Below are 18,613 nucleotides of genomic sequence, written 5' to 3' on the forward strand. Positions count from 1 at the left end.
GCCAGCTGCGGCCGGGTCAACGGCGGGACGACCTCTTCGTGGTTGTCAGACTCGGCGTTGGGGGGCATGCCGCGATACTTACAAACCCGACGTCTCCACACCCACAGAACTAACGAAAAGCTCAGTAGAAGCGTGTCTCACGTGGTGAGTTGGGCGTGAAGAGCCGTACGGAAACGTAAGGCCAGCCTTCAAGGCTCCCTATCGCTGATCCCCCGGTGCGGAAAGGACAGCCGAACACCATCCGGTGTGGCGCTCTGACCGGGTCCACGCCTCATTGACCATGTCCGCGACCCAGGTGCTAGAAGCCCGCTACTCGACTGCGCACATCACGCCCGAAATGGACGCATGGTGACGGACACAGGTTGGCCTCAGTTCGGCCCCATACCACGACGGCGACGATTTCCGTGCAGGACATCATCGCTGGTAAGGCGGGTGCGCCGTCAGGGACTTGAACCCCGAACCCGCGGATTAAGAGTCCGCTGCTCTGCCAATTGAGCTAACGGCGCTGGTCGTGGCCGGGGAGGTCGGCTCCCCGGTGACACGTTGAAGGTTAGCAGGAGCTGGGGGGCAGTGCGAATCGGTTAATCCTTGGCGGGGAGGACGCTGACCATGCCGCGCCAGAGGGCGATGGCGGTGGCGCGGGAGCCCACGCCCAGCTTGGAGTAGATGCGGTTGACGTGGTTCTTGACGGTCTTCTCGCTGAGGTAGAGCTGGCGGGCGATCTCGCCGTTGGAGCGGCCGCTGGCGATCAGGTCCATGACCTCGGCCTCGCGGGCGGACAGGCCCAGGTCGGCTCGGCTGGCGTCGCGGAGGGCGCGGATGAGGTCGGGGACGGTGAAGGCGCCGGGGACGAGGTGGCCGCAGGCGCCCTGACGGAGGGCGGGTTCGGCGGAGGCGGGGTCGGCGGCGAGGACGAGGACGCGGGAGCTTTTGCTGAGCGGGGCGGTGTGGGGAGCGGCGGAGGCGTTCAGGAGGATGACGTCGGGGCGGAGGCGGCGTGCGAGGGGGAGGGCGTCGTGGCCCGCGGAGGTCTCGGCGACTACCTGGAGTTCGTCGCTGTTCTCCAGGAGTGCGATGACGTCGGCGCGGGCGTGGGGGTTCTCCTCCACTACGAGGACGCGTAGTGGGCCTGTTTCGTCGGCACTCATCCCGGCTCCGGTGGGTCGGTCATGGATTCGGAGCATAACGGGCAGATCATCGAGAGTCGATGAGTCGATGCTCTGGCCGAGAGGGATTGCCGGGGTCGTACGGGGAAGGGCCCGGTCGGTGACCGATCTGGGGTGAGTGAGGGGCCGAACACCGACGCGTGGAGGCCACGACAAGGAGCCGACCCTGTTGGGCCACGTCACTCAGCCGTGGATCACCCATCGACCGGAACCACACCGGACCCTCGCTAACCCATGTCGAGCCAGCTAGGACGCGTTGCGAACATGCCGGCCCAGAACCGTCGACCGCACCCGCGGCCGCAGGCCAGGACCCTGTGAGCGCGTTTCGCCGTCGGCGGTACCTGCCACCACCGGCGTCGGCGGAGCAGCATCGCCGCGACCTCACGGGTCCGCCCCGACAGCGCGCCTAGTTCAAGGCTGCCCTCGGTGTACTTCTCGATCGCCTTGGAGGAGTCGTCGGAGTAGGGGCCGTGCCCGTTGCGCGCCTTGACGATGATCTCCCCGAGCTGCCGGAGGTCATTGCGGCGGACCCGGCGGAACTCGCGGGGCGAATCGTCCCGTAGCACCGCCTGCCCCCAATCGATCAGGTAGAAGCCGCCACCACTGATCATCCAGTTCTGAGGGCGGATGTCGCCGTGCGCGACGCCGGCGGAATGTGCGGCGGCGAGGCATGCGGCAAGATGCACCCCGAGGCGCTGTACCTCGACATCGCTCAGCGGCCCGGCCGCACCGAGGTAGTCCTCTAGGCAGACCCCATCGATGAATTCCATCACGTAGTACGGCGGGTCGGCGCGTAGGTCGTCGGCGAGGACTTCGGGAACGAACGCGGGACTGATGGCGCGGAGCGCCGCCACTTCCCTCCCCAGGATGCGCCGCGCCTTGTGCCGCATGCTGGTCTTCACCGCGACCGGTCGCCCGCACCCGTTCACCGCCAGGTACGTGCTTCCCTCCATGCCGTATCCGAGAAGCCGTATCACCCGGTAGGCACCGAAAGCGTCCGGCTGCCTGAGCTTCATGGGAGGTGCCGTTCGGACGGTAGCGGCAGGAGAACTCCTGCGTATCCGGCCAGGTCTGAGACAGCGGGGCCATATGCCCCGTAGTCTGGGATATGCACTTGCGCCCTCCAGGGTGCTTGGCGAGGGCCGCTCTCAGATCCTTTGCATGTGGTGTGCTGGCTTGAGAGCGGCCCTCGGTTTTTCTTTGTGGATCCGGCTGTGCCGCGAGGGGCGGCCTCTGCCGGACCTTGGCCCCATAAACGCGCCAGTCGCGCCGGAGGGGCACCCCGGCACGACTGGTCGAACACCATCCTCCGTGTCCGTGCTTGTCTACGTGCACAGCGCGCGCCGGCCGTTCGGTTGCCCTTCGGGGCGAGAACGCGCACCTGGGCCCGCGCCATTGCCCGCCGTGGACGCACAACAATCGAACCTCACAGGCCCTCGAGTCGGCCCGTGAGGCGTTTCTTGATTGTCTACCAGCGGGGCACTCGCCTGCCACCTTACTCGGAAGATTCGTTCAAATCAGGAGGCGGCCCCAAGCCCCCAACCAGCGACCGAGTCGTACATCCACCAGTTTGCGGACTTATCTGACAGGTAAGTTGAAATGGGTGCTTCGTCCCGCTCTGTACTGGCCTCGACGATAACCATTATTTCACTTCGGGATCACCAAAACTCGGCTACTTGCGGGTATCGGCCGCCTCCGGACGGTCGGGTGACCGAATGGCACCGCGTGCCAATTTGGTTGCGGGCGTACGTGGTGTGCGCATGTTCTTCGCATTCCCCCATGGGCAAGGTGCGCATACGTGCGAGATAGGCATCTGGCTGACGTCCGTCGAGCAAGTGCACAATGTGATATGCGCGTTGCGGAGGCGAGTTATAGGCCAGGTGGTGACAGGTGCCCTGGTGCTACCACCCGGCAGCCGCAAGCCCGAGGACCCCGATCGTCCGGTTCGCGCGTCCGGCGCTGGAACGGGCGGTGGTGCCGGCCGAGCCCGAGTTGTTCACCGGCGTCCAAGCGGATCGACGCCGCCACCTGGGCGTGTGTCTGCAACCAGGGGTGCTGGGCCTGGCTCGGCGACAACCCCGGAGTCTCGTACCCGGGGCTTATTGGGACGAGCGCTGATCCGCATGCCCGGGTCGCTGTTGGGCTACCGCGATGCCCGCCCGGACCCATCCACGCGGACGTCGAATGGAGCTTGCGCCCTCGTGCTCTCGCTGCGCCCGTACGGCGAACTCGGCTCTGAGCTCGTCACGCTCACCTTCACTCGGACGCGATATCGCCTTGTTGGAGCAGATCGAGCCGCAGCTACGGCCTGGGCTGGGACGCACGTCGGTACGCATCGCCGACGTGCTGCACCTGGGCAAGCATCTCCGGGACGGGTTCCCTCGTCCGATCGATGCGGCGACCTTCCAGAATGCCGCCCAGTTGCGGAGTACTTCGGTGCCGACCCTGTTCAACCACGCCCGCGCCCGCCCTGAGCTGGGCCTGCCGCACCCACGAGATGAGTCACCGTCCGCACTTCGCGCGCTGGTCTACTCAAGGGCGCGTCCGCAAAGCCGTCGGCGTGGACCATCCCTGGCGTCTCCAGTGGGGGCCCGTCCGGGGACGCCATGACCCGGCCCGGCGCGAGGACCCTGGCAGGGGCGCCGTTGCGGGCTCGGGGCGTGTGCCGTGACGATCTAGGCCCTGGTCTGCGTTGTTGCTGACCAGGGCCCTTTTCGGGGTGAGTGAGGGGACTTGAACCCCCGACACCCAGGACCACAACCTGGTGCTCTGCCGACTGAGCTACACCCACCGTGGCCGGGACGGTGTCCCGGCTTCATGAAGTGTAGCGGTTCCGGGTGGGTGGTTGGCCACCCGGTTTAGGCGCCGTCGGCGCGGTCGCCGGCGGTGATCTGGGCGGCCAGGGCGCGGGCGGTCTCGGAGTCGGGGCCCGGTTGCGGGACGAACAGGGCGGCGCGGTAGTAGCGCAGTTCCTGGATGCTCTCGGTGATGTCGGCCAGGGCGCGGTGGCCGCCCTTCTTCTCCGGGCTGGCGAAGTAGACACGGGGGTACCAGCGGCGGGCCAGTTCCTTGATGCTGGACACGTCGATCATGCGGTAGTGCAGGTGGGCGTCCAGGGCGGGCATGTCGCGGGCCAGGAACGAGCGGTCCGTGGCGATGGAGTTGCCGCACAGGGGGGCCTTCTTGGCGTCCTTGATGTGCTTGCGCACGTACTGGAGGACGGCGTCCTCAGCCTCGGCGAGGGTGACGCCGCCGGGCAGCACGTCGAGGAGGCCGGACGTGGTGTGCATCTCCCGGACGACCTTGGACATCTGGGCGAGCGACTCCTGCGGCGGCTTGATCACGACGTCGATGCCCGCGTCCAGCGTGTTCAGCTCACTGTCGGTGACCAGCGCCGCGATCTCGATCAGGGCGTCCTCACGCAGGTCGAGGCCGGTCATTTCACAGTCGATCCATACGAGCCGCTCGTTCATGGGTTCACCCTACGACCATGGAAGAGCGGGCGGGCCATCGAGTTTCGCCGAACCCGTCCGGGTCACCGCGCGAGGTCGGCGATGTGCGGCGGGACGGGGATGCCGGGGCGCAGCCGAGGGTCGGGCAGGGGAGCGCCGTATGCCTGGTGGACGGGGAGGACACCGGCCCAGATGTCGAGGGCGTAGTCCTCCTCCTCGTCGCCGGGAGGGCCTTGCCGTACCTTGACGGAGGCTTCTTCCAGGGGCAGGGCGAGGACGGCCGTGGCGGCCATCTCCTTGCGGGTGGGGCGGCGCGCGACGTCCCATTGGCCGGGGGCGAGCTGTTCGACGATGGCGTGGAGGCCCGCGTACTTCTCGTCCTCGCCGGTGACGAGGCGGGGAGTGCCGTAGACGATGGCGCTCCTGTAGTTGATCGAGTGGTGGAACAGGGAGCGTGCCAGGACGATGCCGTCCAGGTGCGTGACGGTGACGCAGATGTCCTGGGTGGGGGCCGCCATCAGGCTGGACGCGCCAGTGGACCCGTGGACGTAGAGGGTGTCGCCTGAACGCCCGTACCCGGTGGGGATCACGCGGGGAGAGCCGTCGATGACCACGCCGAGGTGGCAGATCCGGCCTTCGTCCAGGATCGCGTAGAGGTCCGCGCGGTCGGTGGACGCGCGGTCCTTCCTCCTGCCCAGCCGGGTGCGGACGGTTGAGGACAACGGTGTGGTGCTCATGTCGAGTTACCGTAGGAGGCAAGTGGCATGCTCTGTAGTGCCACTTGGAGCCGATACCTGGAGACCACTTTGCGCGGCATGACCTTCGACCTGCCCGTGTCGGTGGACCGCGCCCTGGGCGAGCCGCTGAACGAGCAGGTCGCCGAGCAGTTGCGGTCCGCCATGCGGGACGGGCGCCTCAGGGCTGGGGAGCGGCTGCCCTCCAGTAGGGCGCTCGCAGGGTTGCTTGGGGTGAGCCGGATGGTGGTGACGGATGCGTACGGGCAGCTGTACGCGGAGGGCTGGCTGGAGGGCAAGCACGGCTCCGGCACGTTCGTCACCGATATCCTTCCGCCGCAGTCCGCTGGGGCGGTCCTGACGACGGTACGGGAAGAAGAGGCCGTTGAGCCGCGGCCAGGGATGGTGGACCTGCGTCCAGGCGTGGCCTGGGTCAAGGGCCTGGACACACCCGCGTGGCGGCGTGCCTGGCGTCTGGCCGCGACGGTGCCTCCCGCCATGCGACCCGATCCTCGCGGGTTGCCCGGCCTGCGCGTCGCCCTCGCCGACTATGTGCGACGCAGCCGAGGGGTGACCTGCCCTACCGAACGGCTTCTCGTCACAAGGGGAGCCACCAACGGCCTGGACTTGCTCGCGACCGCCGTACTACGCCCGGGGGACCGGGTGGGTGTGGAGGAACCGGGCTACACCAAGGCGCGCTCAGTGCTGGCGGCGCGTGGCATGGAACTGGTGCCCTGCCCGGTGGACGAGCACGGCCTCATAGTGGACGCGCTCCCGGACGGACTGCGTCTCGTCTACACGACGCCGTCCCACCAGTACCCCCTTGGCGGCGTACTGCCGGTACCGCGGCGCCAGGCGCTGCTGGCGTGGGCACGGCGCACCGGCGCGCTCATAGCGGAGGACGACTACGACGGGGAGTTCCGGTACGACGTGGCGCCGCTGCCGGCGCTGTACGGCCTCGACCCTGACGTGGTGGTGTATCTGGGGACGACGTCCAAGACACTGACGTCCGACATGGGCGTGGGATGGCTGGTCGCCCGCCCCGACCTGGTCGAGGCCATAGCCGCGCTCAGGACGGACCTCAATGACCGTACGGCCGTCGTCCCTCAGGAGGCCCTGCGCATCCTGCTGGAACGCGGTGACCTGGACCGCCATGTGCGGCGTATGCGCGCCGAGTATGCGCGGCGCCGCGCTGCCGTGGCGCAGGCGCTCGACGGCTTGCCCCTGCTGGGCGACACGGCTGGGTTGCACCTCGTCGTCGAGGCGGACGAGGCCGTGGTGGACAGGGCCGTCGCCCAGGCCGCGCGCCGTGGTGTTCTCCTGGACGCCCTGGAACGGCATCACGCGGGCACGCCGAGAGCGACCGGCCTGGTGATCGGCTACGGGGCGGCGCCGAACCTGGGGGAGCTCAGGTCCGCGTGCTCGCTGGTTCGGGAACTGGTCGTGGCGGCTCCACGGAGCGGAGGTCGTCGGCCGGATGGTCGGCGTCCGCCGGACAGGACGCCAGGCCGTTGAGCTGCGCGCCGCCGGTCGGGGCTGTGGTGGCCAGGGGAGCGGTGAGCTTGCCGGGGCGCGACGACGGCGACGAGGACGCCTCGGCGGTGCGGGGCAGCGGAACCGCGAGCCGTGTGGACGCGGAGGCGGCCGGCTCCTCGTCCGAGCCGACGACGGGCACGGGGGCGGGACGGAGCGGAATCGGGTCGGGCGTGAAGGGACGGTGCGACGGCTGCGTGAAGGTGGGATGGTGCCTCGGGACGGCCGTGACGGGGGTGTCCGGCCCCGTGACGCGCCGGATGTCGATGCCGCCGGGATCGGGCCGGTTCACACCGGGGACCTGGGACGCTCCGAAGTGCCCGCCTCGTGCCCAGTCCCGCCTGGCGCGCTGCGCGTGGTAGGACTGCGGCGAGGGCAACGGCGGTCCGGCGGGCCAGCGCCGCTCGACCCGCCAGGCGTCGAGCCACTGCATGATCATGTTCAGCCCGTTCAGCACCGTTCCGGTGAACGGATCGCGGGCGTGTCCCACCACCAGGACCTGGACGCAGACGCGCCCCTCGTGCCCGGCGGGGCCGTCGATCAGCGCTCCGGCCCTGTTCACCGGCACCAACTGGACGATCTGTCCGGAGCACGGGTTCCATACCAGATGCGCCGGGGTCCGCCTGCGCAGCAGGTCGGCGGCCACGGAACGCGCCGAGACCACGCGGGGGTCCGACTCGCTGCTGAACCAGACGGCGCGGGGAGCACCTCCTCGCAGCGCTCCACCGTCCTGTGTAGCGGGCATGCGTCCGACTCCCGGCAGCCATGCGTCTGCCACGGTGTGTCCCCCCCAATCGGGCGGTCTTGGCCCCGAATGGTGCTCGATCCTCGTTGCTCGCCCGGCCGAACCGGTAAGTCCAGCCTGCCGCCTCGGGCTGGTTCGACGGCCGTCAATGGTGTTCGACGAAGGGCTCCTCGTGGGTGTCGAGGCAATGCGTCCTATTTTGATCGACCGTCGGCTCCGTTGCGTAGTCTTGCGGACCACCCAATCACGGCCATGTCACGGCTCTCCGCCGCCTGCGGCCGTGCCCGGGGTGCGAGGCTTCGCGTCGTCCCTGGTGAAGGGCTACTTCGGCGATAGGGAAAGAATATTGCGAAAAACGGCCGGAAGTGGCCGATGAGTTACGCCCCGGTTACGCACACCACGCGGTCGCGATAGAGCCGCGCTCCTGTTCCGTGGGAGCGGCGGAACCGATTCCGATAATGCGGTGAGACCGGTTTCCAATGCGCGACGGTACACCCCCCGGGCGCCATGAGACACCATGGGACGCCACCAGCCGCCCTGCCCGTGAACCCTGCCGGGGCCACAAGGAGGGGGTGGGGTTCACACCGCGGATCGAGCCACGTTCTAATAGTGGGTCATGACCGTTGACGCTGAACTCCCGGCCGGGGTTCCCGGCATCGACGTCCCTGGCCTGGCCGGGTGGCTGGCCGCCGCACTCCCCGGCAGCGGCCGGATCACGGCGGTGGACCTGCTCGCGGGCGGCCGTTCCAACCTGACCTATGGGATCACCCTGGACGGCGGCCGGCGCATCGTCCTGCGCCGCCCGCCCCTCGGGCATGTGCAGCCCACGGCCCACGACATGGGACGCGAGTACCGCGTGCTGTCGGCGCTGGGCAAGGGCAGCGACGTCCCCGTCCCGACGACCCTGGCGTTCTGTGACGACGAAGCGGTCATCGGCGCGCGCTTCTACCTCATGGACTTCGTCGACGGCAAGGTGCTGCGCACCCAGGAGGACGCCCCGGGCATGACGCCCGAGCAGGCGAGCGCGCTCAGCGACAGGCTCGCCGAGGCGCTGGCCGCCATCCACCTGGTCGACCTGGAGAAGACCGGGCTCACGGACTTCGGCCGCCCGGCCGGTTACATGGCCCGTCAGCTCAGGCGCTGGGGCAAGCAGTGGGACGGATCGCAGGAGGCGATCCGCTCCACCGGCACCGAACGCCACCTGCCCGAGTACGACCGGCTGGTCGCGCGGCTCGCGGAGCGGCTTCCCGCCGAGGACGGTGGCCTCACCGGGCTCGTCCACGGCGACTTCCGGCTGGACAACGCGCTCGCGCGGCTGGAGCCCCGGCCGGAGATCACCGCCGTGGTGGACTGGGAGATGTCGACCCTGGGCGACCCCCTCTCCGACCTCGGCCTCACCCTTGTCTACTGGATGGACGCGTCCGACGCCGAGGGGGAATGGCTGCCGGTCGGGGCGCCGATCACCGCCGCGCCCGGTTTCCACACCCGCAGACGGTTCGCCGAACGGTACGCCGAGCTCACCGGCTTCGATCTGGACGCACTCGACTTCTACGTCGCGTTCGCCTGCTTCAAGCTCGCGGTCATCCTTGAGGGCATCCACGCCCGCTACCTGCAGAAGGCCACAGTGGGCGAAGGCTTCGAGGCCATCGGCGAGGGCGTACCGGCGCTCCTTGAGCGCGCGCACCGCATCCTCGACGACGGCTCCGTCTGGTAGCGGCCACCACGTCCCCGCGTCCGTCCTGACGAGGCGGGACGCGGGAACGTACGATCAGCAGTAGGAGACCGACGCGGAGCCGCCGGGGGAGAAGGAGACCGAACCCCGGCGCTGGCCCAGGCACAGCCCGTTGGTCCGCGAGACCCGCACGCCCGTGGACTCACCCGCCGCGAGCCGTCCCGAACCGCTCGCGCTCAGGGCGCCGGACGTGCCGGTGACCCGCCACGACACCGGGCCGCCCACCGCGGTGATCCGCACCGTGCAGGACGAGTTCACGCCCATCGAGCAGCCCGACACCGACAGGGAGCCGGGACGCGGCGGCTCGGGCCTGGACGAGCCGGGCGTGGGTGTCGGCGACTCGGTCGTGGGCGTCTCCGACGGCGTCGGGCTCTTCGACGGGGAGGCGCTGGTCGTCGGCGCCGTGGGCGAGCCCGGGTCCTCCGGCTCGGGGCCGAGCGAGTCGGACGGATCGCCACCGGCCGAGGGGGCGCCCGGCGCGCCGGGCACGTCGGGGTCCGCCGAGCCGCTGTTCTCGCCCGCGCCCGCACCTCCGATGGCGGTCATCGCGACCACCGCCAGCGCGATGGCGGCGGCCCCTCCGGCGAGGGCGACGAACGTCCGCCCACCGCCCCGCTTCTCCGGGCGCTCCCGTGCGCGCGCCGGGGCCGGCTTGTACGGGACGGGCCAGCCGCGGGCGGTGAACGGCTCGGCGTAGGCGGCGATGGCGTGCCGGTTGTCGGCGCGGTCGGCGGCGGTCGCCGCGGTCAGCACGTCCAGCCGCAGGTCGCCGGGGATGGCCGCGATCGGCAGCACCGCCAGCAGCCGGTCGGCGGGAAGCGGCGGCGTCTCCCGTCCGCCGCAGGTGGGGCAGCTGTCCACGTGCCGGATCAGCGATCGCGCCGCCTGCGGCGCCAGCGGCCAGGATTCGGTGAGCGCGGAGACGCTGGGGCAGTCCTCCCAGTGGTTCTGGGCGATGAGCGCGGCGTGCAGTGCGATGCCCAGGTCCTCGTGCGTCTCCTCCAGCAACTGCTCGGCCTCGTCCGGCGGGATGCCGAACAGCCCCGCCAGGTCGACGGCGTCGAGCTCGTGCCGGGCGGCCAGGTCGATCGCCTCCCGCTGGCGCCCGCTCAGCGCGGCCAGCGCGCTGTGCGCCAGGGCGCGCCGCTCGTCGCGGCGGGCAAGCTGCTCGGGGGTGAGGTCACCGTCGTCGGCCTCGGGCGCCTCCTGCCCGGTGTGCCGGTTGGGGCTCTCGCGGCGGCGCATGCACTCCTTGCGCGCCAGCGCGTACAGCCAGCCGCGCAGGCGCTCGGGCTCGGTGAGCCCGCCGATGTGCTCGCGCGCCATGATCATGGTGTTGCGCAGCGCTCCGGCCGCCTCGACACGGTCGCGGAGCAGGCCATGGCAGTAGTCGTACAGGAACGGGGCGTAGGTGTCGTAGACCTCGGTCAGCGCGATCACGTCGCCGGCGCGCAAGGCGTCCGCCAGCCGTGAATCGTCGTACTGCCCGGGACCTGGCGCAGCGGACACGGAGCCCTCCAGGTGAAGTCGATCTCGGATGTGTCCCCGCGGAGCGCCCCGGCGGATCAGGGCACTCCGGTCGCCCGATCTTGCCACCAAACGTCCGAAATTTCTGCGACTTGAGGTATTTGTGTGACCGCCGTAGCACGCCCTGTCATCGATAACAGCACGTCATGGCCCGGTTTCGGACCGCGCAGAGATCATGAAAAAGTTGGGGAGGACGCCCGCTTGGAACGGTCCGGACGCCCGATGGTCCCCCTCTCGGGAGCCGGATCAGTCCTCCTGGCAGGACCAGCTGACCGACGCCACGCCGTTGGGGGAGAAGCTGACGGTGCCGCTGCCCGGCTCGCAGGGACCGTTGGGACGCAACGCCGTCACGGTGGCCGACTCACCCCGGTCCAGCCTGCCGCCGCCAGGGGCCGCTCTGACGCTCCCGCCGGTGATCGACCAGATGACCGGGCCGTTCACGGCCGTCACGGTGAAGCTGCACGACTCCTGATCCTCGTCCGCCATGCTGCAACTGCCGACCGCCAGCGAACCCCGCACCGGCGGGCGCGAGGACGGGGGCGGCGAGGGCCGACGGGAGGTCCGCGTCGGGGTGGGCGTCGGCGTCGTCGGCGTGGGGGTCGGCGTCGGGGACGAGGTCGTCGGGGTGGGCGTCGGGGTGTCGCTGGGCGACTCCGACGGGTCGGCGGGCGACTCCGACGGGTCGGGCGCGGACGGGCTGCCGGTGGGCCGCCCCTGGGCGCTGGTGCGGTCGTTGGAGCCGCCCGGCACCACCAGGAACGCGCCCACCGCGAGCACGATGACGGCCGCGGCCGCCGCGATGGCGGGCCACAACCGGGGCGGCCCGCCGCGGCGCCGGTCGTCGCCCTGGTGGCCGGAACGCTCGGCGGGCAGGGGCCAGCCCCAGGCGTCGAACGGCTCGGCGCGCCTGGCGATCGCGCCCAGGTCGCCGGCGTACGCGGGGTCGGTGGCGGTGGAGATGATGTGGCCGCGCAGGTCGGCGGGCATCATGGCGACCGGCAGCACCTGAAGCAGCCCGGCGGTGGACACCGTGCGGTGCCGGCGTTCGGTGCACACCGCGCACGTCTGGATGTGCCTGATGAGCTTGTAGGCGGCCTGCTGTGGCAGCGGCGCCTGGGCGTCGGGGACCATCGCGGCGACGCTCGGGCAGTCCTCGCGTCCGGTGCGGGCGATGACGACGGCGGCGAGCGCGTCGTCGAGACGGCGGCGGGAGTCGCCGACCAGGTCGCCGGCCTCCTGCGCGTCGATGGCCAGGACGGCGGCGATCTCCTGGACGTCCAGCCCGTGCCGGAGCAGCAGGTCCAGCGACTCGCGCTCGCGTCCGCGCAGCGTGGCCAGGGCGTTGTGCACCATCCGCCGGGTGTCCTGCTGCCGGGCGCGCTCCTCGGCGCCGAGGAACATGTCCTCGACCTCGGGCGCCTCGTGCCGTTCGGTGGGGCGGTGCGGGTCCTGCAAGCGGCGCAGGCACTCGTTGCGCACCAGCGCGTACAGCCAGCCGCGGAACCTGTCGGGCTCCGCTAACCGGCCGACGTGCGCGTACGCGGCCAGCAGGGCGTCGTGCAGCGCGCCGGCGGCGGACTCCTGGTCGCGTAGCAGCGCGTGGCAGTAGTCGTACAGCCGCCCCGAGTAACGATCGAGGAGCCGGATCAGCGCCTCGGGGTCGTTCCCTGCGGCCAGCGATCGCGCGAGGTGCTCGTCGTCCGCGCGATCGGGACTGGGCCAGCCGGGACTGGACGATTCGGACACAGAGTCCTCCCGCGGGTTGAGACATCGGCCGCTCGGCGGCCGGTGGGAACCGATCCGGCTTCAGTCGTCCGGACCCTGTCGTCGCCCCTGATCGAGGACCGAGTGGCTCTCGTCCCGGCCGGTGCGAGGAGCAGGGCCTCGGCACGGGACGGAAGACGAAAGTGACTCGCTGACCCGGGACTCGGATGGAACCGGCCAGGGGTCAGGTCGGAGGCCCGACGGCCCCGCTCCCCGTCGGGCCTCCATAAGCAAGACGGCCCAGGTCCGGGTCCGGTTGACACGAGTTGGCTGAGAATTCGCGGTTTTTTGTGGCCCCTGGGGTTCATGGGAGGAAAGCGCAGCTCAGACGGCGGAACCGGGGCGCTCAGTTCTGGATCCGGCGGGAGAGCATCTGCAGGAAGATCTTGGAGATCTCCTGCGGGGTCTGGGCGACCGCGGTGGCGCCGCCGGTGGCCCTGGCGATCTGCTCCAGCTCGTTGCGGTCCACCCCGGGGCCGAAACCGATCATGTTGACCTGGATCGGCTTGTTGGGGTCGCGCATCTGCTTCAGCCTGGAGAGCGTCTCCTTCAGCGACGGCCCGTTGGGGTCGTCGTTCTTGCCGTCGGTCAGCAGCAGGATCGAGTTGCCGAACTCGGGCTTGAAGCTGTCGTTCATGTACTTGTACGCGGCCAGCATGGTGTCGTACAGACCGGTGTCGCCGGTGGGCACGGGACGCATCTTCTGCAGGTTGGACAGCACGAGCTGGCGGCGCGTGACCGAGCCGATGCGCTGGCCCAGCGGGCCCATCGACACGGTCTCCTTCCAGTCCTTGTTCCCGTCCAGGTTCGTGGTGAAGAGCCACTGCCCCAGCTCGGTGTCGTCCGACATCATGCTGAGCCCGCCCTGGGACACCTGCGCGATCGCCTGCAGCCGGTTGGTGCCCGGCGCGACCTCCTCCAGCATGGAGCCGGAAACGTCGATCAGTGTCAGCATGCGCAGGCCCAGCGTCAGCTTGGCCCACGCCTGCATGACGCCCGCGACCTCGGTCGCCTTGGGCACCGGAAGCTGCCGCGGCCGGGACGGGCTGACGCCCAGCTCGGCGTTGAACCCGTCCGGCGCCTTGCCGTCGGGCGAGCGGAAGCCCTCGGCGCGCACGTCGTTGCGCGTCGCCTCGGTGTTCATCGCCCGCTCGAAGACGCGGGCCGCCTCCTTCTTGGCGGAGTCGGAGGTGGTGACGGTGAACGGGTAGTCCATCGACAGCGTGCCCTCGACCGGGTACAGCGCCACCGCGGGCTCGGCCGGGCTCTTGCGGTTGTAGTTCCACAGCGCCTGCTCCGAGGAGAGCGAGATCGGCTGCTTGCCGGTGCGGCCCTTGCGGAACTGGGCGAACTGCGCGTTCACCGTGGGCAGCATGCTCTCCCTGACGGTGCGCACGATCCCGGTGAAGATGGCCTCGCGGTTGGGGTCGTTGGTGAGCAGCGTGTTGGTGACCATCAGCGCGCCCATGCCGGCGCCGTTGCGCGCCGGGTCGGGGACCAGCAGCCGGACCGAGCCGGCGGGGATCATCTGGTTCTTGGTGACGCCGCCGCCCGCGGTGCCGCCCGCCGCCTTGAGCAGGTTGTCCCAGGACGGGGTCGCGGTGATGCCCTGCTGCTTGAGCTGGGCGGCCAGCGTCTGCGGCAGGCCCACCACGATGGGGCTGCTGGCCAGTGAGGTCTTGGTGGTCTGGATGGACTGCTTGCCCTTGGGCGAGGCGCTGACGATGGACGTCCAGAGAGAGGTGTCGGGGATCCACACGTCCGGGCGCTTGTTGGCGCCGGTCGCCACGCCCTGGCCGGACAGCAGCGTCGTGATGGACGCGGGCTCGGCGCTGGTCACGTTGGCCTGGACGCACGTGCCGCCGGACTCGTTCCTGGCCTCGTTGAAGCGGGTCGCGGCCTTCACGACGGCCGGGTGGATGTCGGGCGCCGCGGCGACGTTCAGGGTGATCGCGTCCTCGTCGGCGCAGCCGCCGCCGTTGGCCGCGAACGCGTACACGCCGACGCCGAGCAGGAGCGCCAGGCCGACCGCGCCCGCCATCGGGCCGATCAGAGCGGTCTTGCTGCGCTTCTGCTTGCGCCGCGTCCTGTATCCGCCGGTGCCGTAGTCGCCCGACCCGTAGTCGCCGGACCCGCTGCCGCTCTCGGAGCCGTATCGGCCGGAGCCGCCCCTGCCGGAGCCGCTTCCGTAACCGCCGGAGCCGCCGCGCCCGTACCCGCCGGAGTCGTTGCCGCCATAACCGCCACTGCCGTAGCCGCGGGAGCCGCCACTGCCGTATCCGCCCGAGCCGGACCCGCCCGAGCCTGAACCGCCGAGGCCGGCCGCTCCACCGCCGCTTCCATATCCGCCGCTGCCGTATCCACCGCTTCCGTATCCGCCGGAGCCGTATCCGCCTGAGGCGGAACCGCGGGCACCGGAGCCGTAGCCGCCGCCGTAGCCACCCGAGTCACGTCCCCCATAGGGGCCGGCCGGGCCGCCGTCGGAGCTGCGGATCGACTCGTACTGGCCGTACCCGCCGGAATCCGCGGGCGGCGACGCGCCCCCCATCGCGGACGGCGACGGGCCTCCCGAGCCGTAGCCACTGGGCGGGCGCCTCAGCCTGTAGCCGCCCGTGTCGGACGGGTCGGACGGGTCGCCGTACCCTCCGCCGCCCGCGCCTCCCGCGCCCGCGCCCCGATAGGGCGGCTCCTCCGGGGCGGGCGGGGGCGGCGCCTGGCCGGCTCTCTGCCGGGGGCTGAACCAGTCCGACGTATCGTTGTCGGCCGGGCCGAAGGCCGGGTGGGCGGGGTCGTTCCCGTTGTCACCCGGCGACCCTTCCGGGATGTCATTACGATGACGACCGCTCACGACTGGCCTCGATTCACCCGTGTCCCTCGATGCTCTCCGGCACTGTAGTAGTACGAACGGAAGGTTACAAAGGGATCATCTATGGTGATGACGCAGGTCATCCGTACATATGCGTAGCTTTGGTCGATGACGTCGCTATCGTCACGGACAGCGTTCGCCGCCACACGGATGGCGCGAAACCTCGCCTCCGGCCCGAGCGTCCTTACAGATAGGGGATGATCTTTCGGCCGCCAGGGGGCGCTTTGAGCGATGTAACCACGTTCGCACCACAGGCGGCGGCCGAAAGGGCGAAACGAGGGAGCGACGGCCACTGGCGTTCCGTTCTGGCTTGGACGGGCGTGGCCGTATGGGGGACCTGGGCCGCGGTACGGCTGATCGGAGGCGACCGCGTCCCCGTCATCGAGACCTACGCCGCGCCGCTGCTGGCCTTCACACCGTACGTCGCGGCCACCGTGCCCGTGCCCCTCGCCGCCGCGCTCGCCGTGCGCAGGCGGTGGGCGGCGGTCGCGGCGGGCTCCGTGGCGCTGGCACTGGTCGCGTCTGTGGCGCCGCGTGCGATCGGTGGCGGGCAGCCGGACGCCCGCGGCCCCGCGCTGCGGGTGCTCAGCATGAACCTCTACTACGGCATGGCCGACGCCGGTGCACTGCTCGACCTTGTCCGGCGCACCCGTGCGGACGTGCTCAGCCTCCAGGAACTGCCGGAGGAGGCGGTGCGGCGGTACGAGGCGGCCGGGCTCCGGACGCTCCTGCCGTACGCGGTCGTGGACACGCGGGAGGACGCGTCCGGATCCGGCCTGTATTCGCGCCACCCCTTGCGCGAGCTGCCCGACGTCCCCGACACGCGCGCCGCCACACCGAGGGCCGAACTCACGCTCGCCGGTGGCCGCCGGGTCCAGGTGACCGCCGTGCATCCGCTGCCGCCGCTCACCGCGAAGGGCCAGGAGTCATGGAAACGCGACATCGGCCGGCTGCCCTCCGCGACACCCTCCGGGCCGGTCCAGATCCTGGCCGGGGACTTCAACGCCACCCTCGACCATGCCGTCCTGCGGCGCCTGATCGGGCGCGGGTACGCCGACGCCGCCGACCGCACGGGCGCCGGGCTCGTCCCCACCTGGGGCGTCGGCGACATCCGCAGGCCCATCACCATCGACCACGTGCTGGTCGACGAGCGCTGCGCCGTGACCGGGTACGGCGTCCACGACATGCCGGGCAGCGACCACCGTGCCGTCCTCGCCGTGATCCGCCTGCCTTGACGGACGGGCGCGGCCCGAGTGGGCAAGGGGTGGGCAGGCAGGGTGGGCAGAATGAGGGGATGGCCAGGCTGGTACCCCTCTCCGATCCCGGCGATCCGCGGCTCGCGGACTACTTCGGCCTGCGGGATGTGACCCTCCGCAAACGGCTGGAGACCGAGCACGGCCTGTTCATCGCCGAAGGCGAGAAGGTGATCCGGCGCGCCGTCGGCGCGGGCTACCCCGCCCGCTCGTTCCTGATGTCCCGGCGCTGGGTGGAGCCCCTCGCCGACCTGCTCGGCACGGTGGACGCCCCGGTGTACGTGGCCGACGACCCCACCGTCGAGGCCGTGGCGGGCTTCCCGGTGCACCGCGGGGCGCTCGCGTCCATGGAACGGCTTCCCGTACCGCCGGTGGCCGAGACCATCGCGGCGGCGCATCGCGTCCTCGTCCTGGAGGACCTCGTCGACCACGGGAACGTCGGGGCCATCTTCCGGTGCGCGGCGGCGCTCGGCGTCGACGCCGTCGTTCTGTCGCCGCGCTGCGCCGACCCGCTGTACCGGCGCGCCGTCAAGGTGTCGATGGGGGCGGTCTTCGCGATCCCGTACGCGCGCATGACCAACTGGCACGACGACCTGGCCATCCTCAGGGACGCGGGGTTCAAGCTGCTCGCCCTCACCCCCGACCCGTCGGCCACGCCCATCGACAGGGCACCGCTCGGCGACAGGGTCGCCCTCATGCTGGGCACGGAGGGCGACGGCCTCTCCTCACGCTGGCTGCGGCAGTCGGACGAGCCGGTACGCATTCCCATGAGCCCCGCCGCGATGGCGAACGGCGTCGACTCCCTGAACGTGGTGGCCGCCGCCGCGATCGCCTGTCACAGCCTCATGCGCGCGGTGTGAGGTCGGCGATCACTCGCCGAACAGCCCGCGGCGCGGGCGGCGGTGCGCGCCCACCGGACGCCTGGACGTCGCGTACGCCCGCCCGGGCGCGCCGCGCCTGCCTCCGAGCCGAAGCTGCGTGAGCAGCACCGAGAACGCGACCAGCAGCGCCGCCAGCCACGCCACCTGGGTGCTGGCCATCCGCTCGAAGGTCAGGTCCTGGGCGACCGGGGCCTTGTTGTTCTGCAGCCTGCTCTGCGGCACCGGCGCCGACTGCGGTGCCACCGACGGGCTCGGCGGGGCGAGCGGCGGCGGCAACGCGATCCGCGGACTCTGCGCACCCCCGAACGTCGCGTTCGGCACCGGCGGCGTGTACGACGAGCCGCCGCTCGACCCGGACTCCGAGTCGGAGCTCGACGAGTCGCTGTCGTCGTCGTCCTCGTCGTCCGTGCCTTCGTCGGTGGGCGTCGGGGACGGCTTCGTGGGTGTCGGAGTCGGCTTCGTGGGTGTCGGGGTCGGTTCGGGGTCGGGCGCCTGGAAGGTGATCTTCGTCGTGCGCGGCTCGGTGGTCTCCGGCTCGCCTTCCTCGGGGGTAAAGGTCGCGGTGACCGTGAGGGTGACGACCGTGTCCTTGGCGATGTCGCCGGTCAGCGCGATCCGGTAGGAGATCGTGGCGGTCGCGTCCTGGACCGCTCCGAGGTCGCAGACGTCATCGGCGGGCGTCGCGCCTCCCGGGCAGGTCGTGTCCAGCGTCGCCGGCGCGTCGCCGATGGTCGCCTTGACGGTCACGCCCGTGAACCCCGCCTCCTCGGAGAGCCGCTCAAGGGTGGACGGGACCGTGATGGCCTTCCCGTCCGTGCTGAGCTCGGCGGGCAGGCCCGGCGGCTGCGGCGGGGCCGCCAGGACGGGGACCGCTCCGGCCGCGAGGATCGCCGCAGCGCCGAGGCCGATCAGGATCGGTTTCCCTGCCGATCGGTGAAGCACAGCCCCAGCACCTCCGTC

13 protein-coding genes and 2 tRNA genes are annotated in these 18,613 nt (G+C 70.9%); 4 read left to right on the forward strand and 11 right to left on the reverse strand.

All coding sequences use genetic code 11. The features are described from left to right. Nucleotides 1-433: 433 nt before the first annotated feature. The 6 genes from QSK21_RS34930 to QSK21_RS34955 all read right to left on the reverse strand — a co-directional run bounded on the left by QSK21_RS34930 (nucleotide 434) and on the right by QSK21_RS34955 (nucleotide 5,355). Nucleotides 434-506: transfer RNA gene (locus QSK21_RS34930), tRNA-Lys, on the reverse strand. Between the two features lie 75 nt (nucleotides 507-581). Next, nucleotides 582-1,148, reverse strand: coding sequence for a response regulator transcription factor (locus QSK21_RS34935; RefSeq protein ID WP_285702030.1), 567 nt, complete (start codon nucleotides 1,146-1,148; stop codon nucleotides 582-584). A gap of 245 nt (nucleotides 1,149-1,393) precedes the next feature. Beyond that, nucleotides 1,394-2,182, reverse strand: coding sequence for a protein kinase domain-containing protein (locus tag QSK21_RS34940; RefSeq protein WP_285702031.1), 789 nt, complete (start codon nucleotides 2,180-2,182; stop codon nucleotides 1,394-1,396). Between the two features lie 1,702 nt (nucleotides 2,183-3,884). After that, nucleotides 3,885-3,957, reverse strand: a tRNA-His gene (locus QSK21_RS34945). 67 nt (nucleotides 3,958-4,024) lie between these two features. Next, nucleotides 4,025-4,639, reverse strand: a complete 615-nt coding sequence (gene orn, locus QSK21_RS34950) for an oligoribonuclease (protein WP_285702032.1) — start codon at nucleotides 4,637-4,639, stop codon at nucleotides 4,025-4,027. Between the two features lie 62 nt (nucleotides 4,640-4,701). Further along, on the reverse strand, nucleotides 4,702-5,355 hold the full coding sequence (locus QSK21_RS34955) for a pyridoxamine 5'-phosphate oxidase family protein (RefSeq protein WP_285702033.1): 654 nt from the start codon (nucleotides 5,353-5,355) through the stop codon (nucleotides 4,702-4,704). A gap of 78 nt (nucleotides 5,356-5,433) precedes the next feature. On the opposite strand from QSK21_RS34955, the gene pdxR reads away from it, so the two are divergent. Beyond that, a complete protein-coding gene (pdxR, locus tag QSK21_RS34960; RefSeq protein WP_285702034.1) occupies nucleotides 5,434-6,867 on the forward strand; it encodes a MocR-like pyridoxine biosynthesis transcription factor PdxR in 1,434 nt (477 codons plus the stop codon). On the opposite strand, the gene QSK21_RS34965 is transcribed toward pdxR, so the two are convergent. Beyond that, entirely contained in the window at nucleotides 6,761-7,630 is an 870-nt protein-coding gene (locus QSK21_RS34965) for a hypothetical protein (RefSeq protein ID WP_285702036.1), read from the reverse strand. The two genes, pdxR and QSK21_RS34965, sit on opposite strands and share 107 nt — an antisense overlap. Before the next feature lie 616 nt (nucleotides 7,631-8,246). Here QSK21_RS34965 and QSK21_RS34970 point away from each other — a divergent pair. Further along, nucleotides 8,247-9,344, forward strand: a complete 1,098-nt coding sequence (locus QSK21_RS34970) for a phosphotransferase family protein (protein ID WP_285702037.1) — start codon at nucleotides 8,247-8,249, stop codon at nucleotides 9,342-9,344. Between the two features lie 54 nt (nucleotides 9,345-9,398). On the opposite strand, the gene QSK21_RS34975 is transcribed toward QSK21_RS34970, so the two are convergent. From QSK21_RS34975 to QSK21_RS34985, 3 genes are all read right to left on the reverse strand, one after another. Further along, nucleotides 9,399-10,871, reverse strand: coding sequence for an RNA polymerase sigma factor (locus QSK21_RS34975; protein WP_285702038.1), 1,473 nt, complete (start codon nucleotides 10,869-10,871; stop codon nucleotides 9,399-9,401). A gap of 264 nt (nucleotides 10,872-11,135) precedes the next feature. Continuing rightward, nucleotides 11,136-12,635, reverse strand: a complete 1,500-nt coding sequence (locus QSK21_RS34980; protein ID WP_285702039.1) for a sigma-70 family RNA polymerase sigma factor — start codon at nucleotides 12,633-12,635, stop codon at nucleotides 11,136-11,138. Nucleotides 12,636-12,999: 364 nt separating this feature from the next. Beyond that, on the reverse strand, nucleotides 13,000-15,501 hold the full coding sequence (locus QSK21_RS34985) for a substrate-binding domain-containing protein (RefSeq protein ID WP_285702041.1): 2,502 nt from the start codon (nucleotides 15,499-15,501) through the stop codon (nucleotides 13,000-13,002). 338 nt (nucleotides 15,502-15,839) lie between these two features. On the opposite strand from QSK21_RS34985, the gene QSK21_RS34990 reads away from it, so the two are divergent. Both QSK21_RS34990 and QSK21_RS34995 read left to right on the forward strand, forming a co-directional pair. Then, nucleotides 15,840-16,754, forward strand: a complete 915-nt coding sequence (locus QSK21_RS34990) for an endonuclease/exonuclease/phosphatase family protein (RefSeq protein WP_285702043.1) — start codon at nucleotides 15,840-15,842, stop codon at nucleotides 16,752-16,754. Nucleotides 16,755-16,813: 59 nt separating this feature from the next. After that, a complete protein-coding gene (locus tag QSK21_RS34995; protein WP_285702045.1) occupies nucleotides 16,814-17,632 on the forward strand; it encodes a TrmH family RNA methyltransferase in 819 nt (272 codons plus the stop codon). A gap of 9 nt (nucleotides 17,633-17,641) precedes the next feature. On the opposite strand, the gene QSK21_RS35000 is transcribed toward QSK21_RS34995, so the two are convergent. Then, nucleotides 17,642-18,595, reverse strand: coding sequence for a hypothetical protein (locus QSK21_RS35000; protein ID WP_285702046.1), 954 nt, complete (start codon nucleotides 18,593-18,595; stop codon nucleotides 17,642-17,644). Nucleotides 18,596-18,613: the final 18 nt, after the last annotated feature.

The sequence above is a fragment of the Actinomadura sp. NBRC 104412 genome, assembly GCF_030269515.1.
Lineage (GTDB): Bacteria > Actinomycetota > Actinomycetes > Streptosporangiales > Streptosporangiaceae > Spirillospora.

Bases quoted from the DNA above. Each gene is read 5' to 3' on its own strand.
- orn (WP_285702032.1), bottom strand. From the start codon at position 4,639: ATGAACGAGCGGCTCGTATGGATCGACTGTGAAATGACCGGCCTCGAC.
- QSK21_RS34955 (WP_285702033.1), bottom strand. From the start codon at position 5,355: ATGAGCACCACACCGTTGTCCTCAACCGTCCGCACCCGGCTGGGCAGG.
- QSK21_RS34970 (WP_285702037.1), top strand. From the start codon at position 8,247: ATGACCGTTGACGCTGAACTCCCGGCCGGGGTTCCCGGCATCGACGTC.
- QSK21_RS34995 (WP_285702045.1), top strand. From the start codon at position 16,814: ATGGCCAGGCTGGTACCCCTCTCCGATCCCGGCGATCCGCGGCTCGCG.
- pdxR (WP_285702034.1), top strand. From the start codon at position 5,434: ATGACCTTCGACCTGCCCGTGTCGGTGGACCGCGCCCTGGGCGAGCCG.
- QSK21_RS34940 (WP_285702031.1), bottom strand. From the start codon at position 2,182: ATGAAGCTCAGGCAGCCGGACGCTTTCGGTGCCTACCGGGTGATACGG.
- QSK21_RS34935 (WP_285702030.1), bottom strand. From the start codon at position 1,148: ATGAGTGCCGACGAAACAGGCCCACTACGCGTCCTCGTAGTGGAGGAG.
- QSK21_RS34965 (WP_285702036.1), bottom strand. From the start codon at position 7,630: ATGCCCGCTACACAGGACGGTGGAGCGCTGCGAGGAGGTGCTCCCCGC.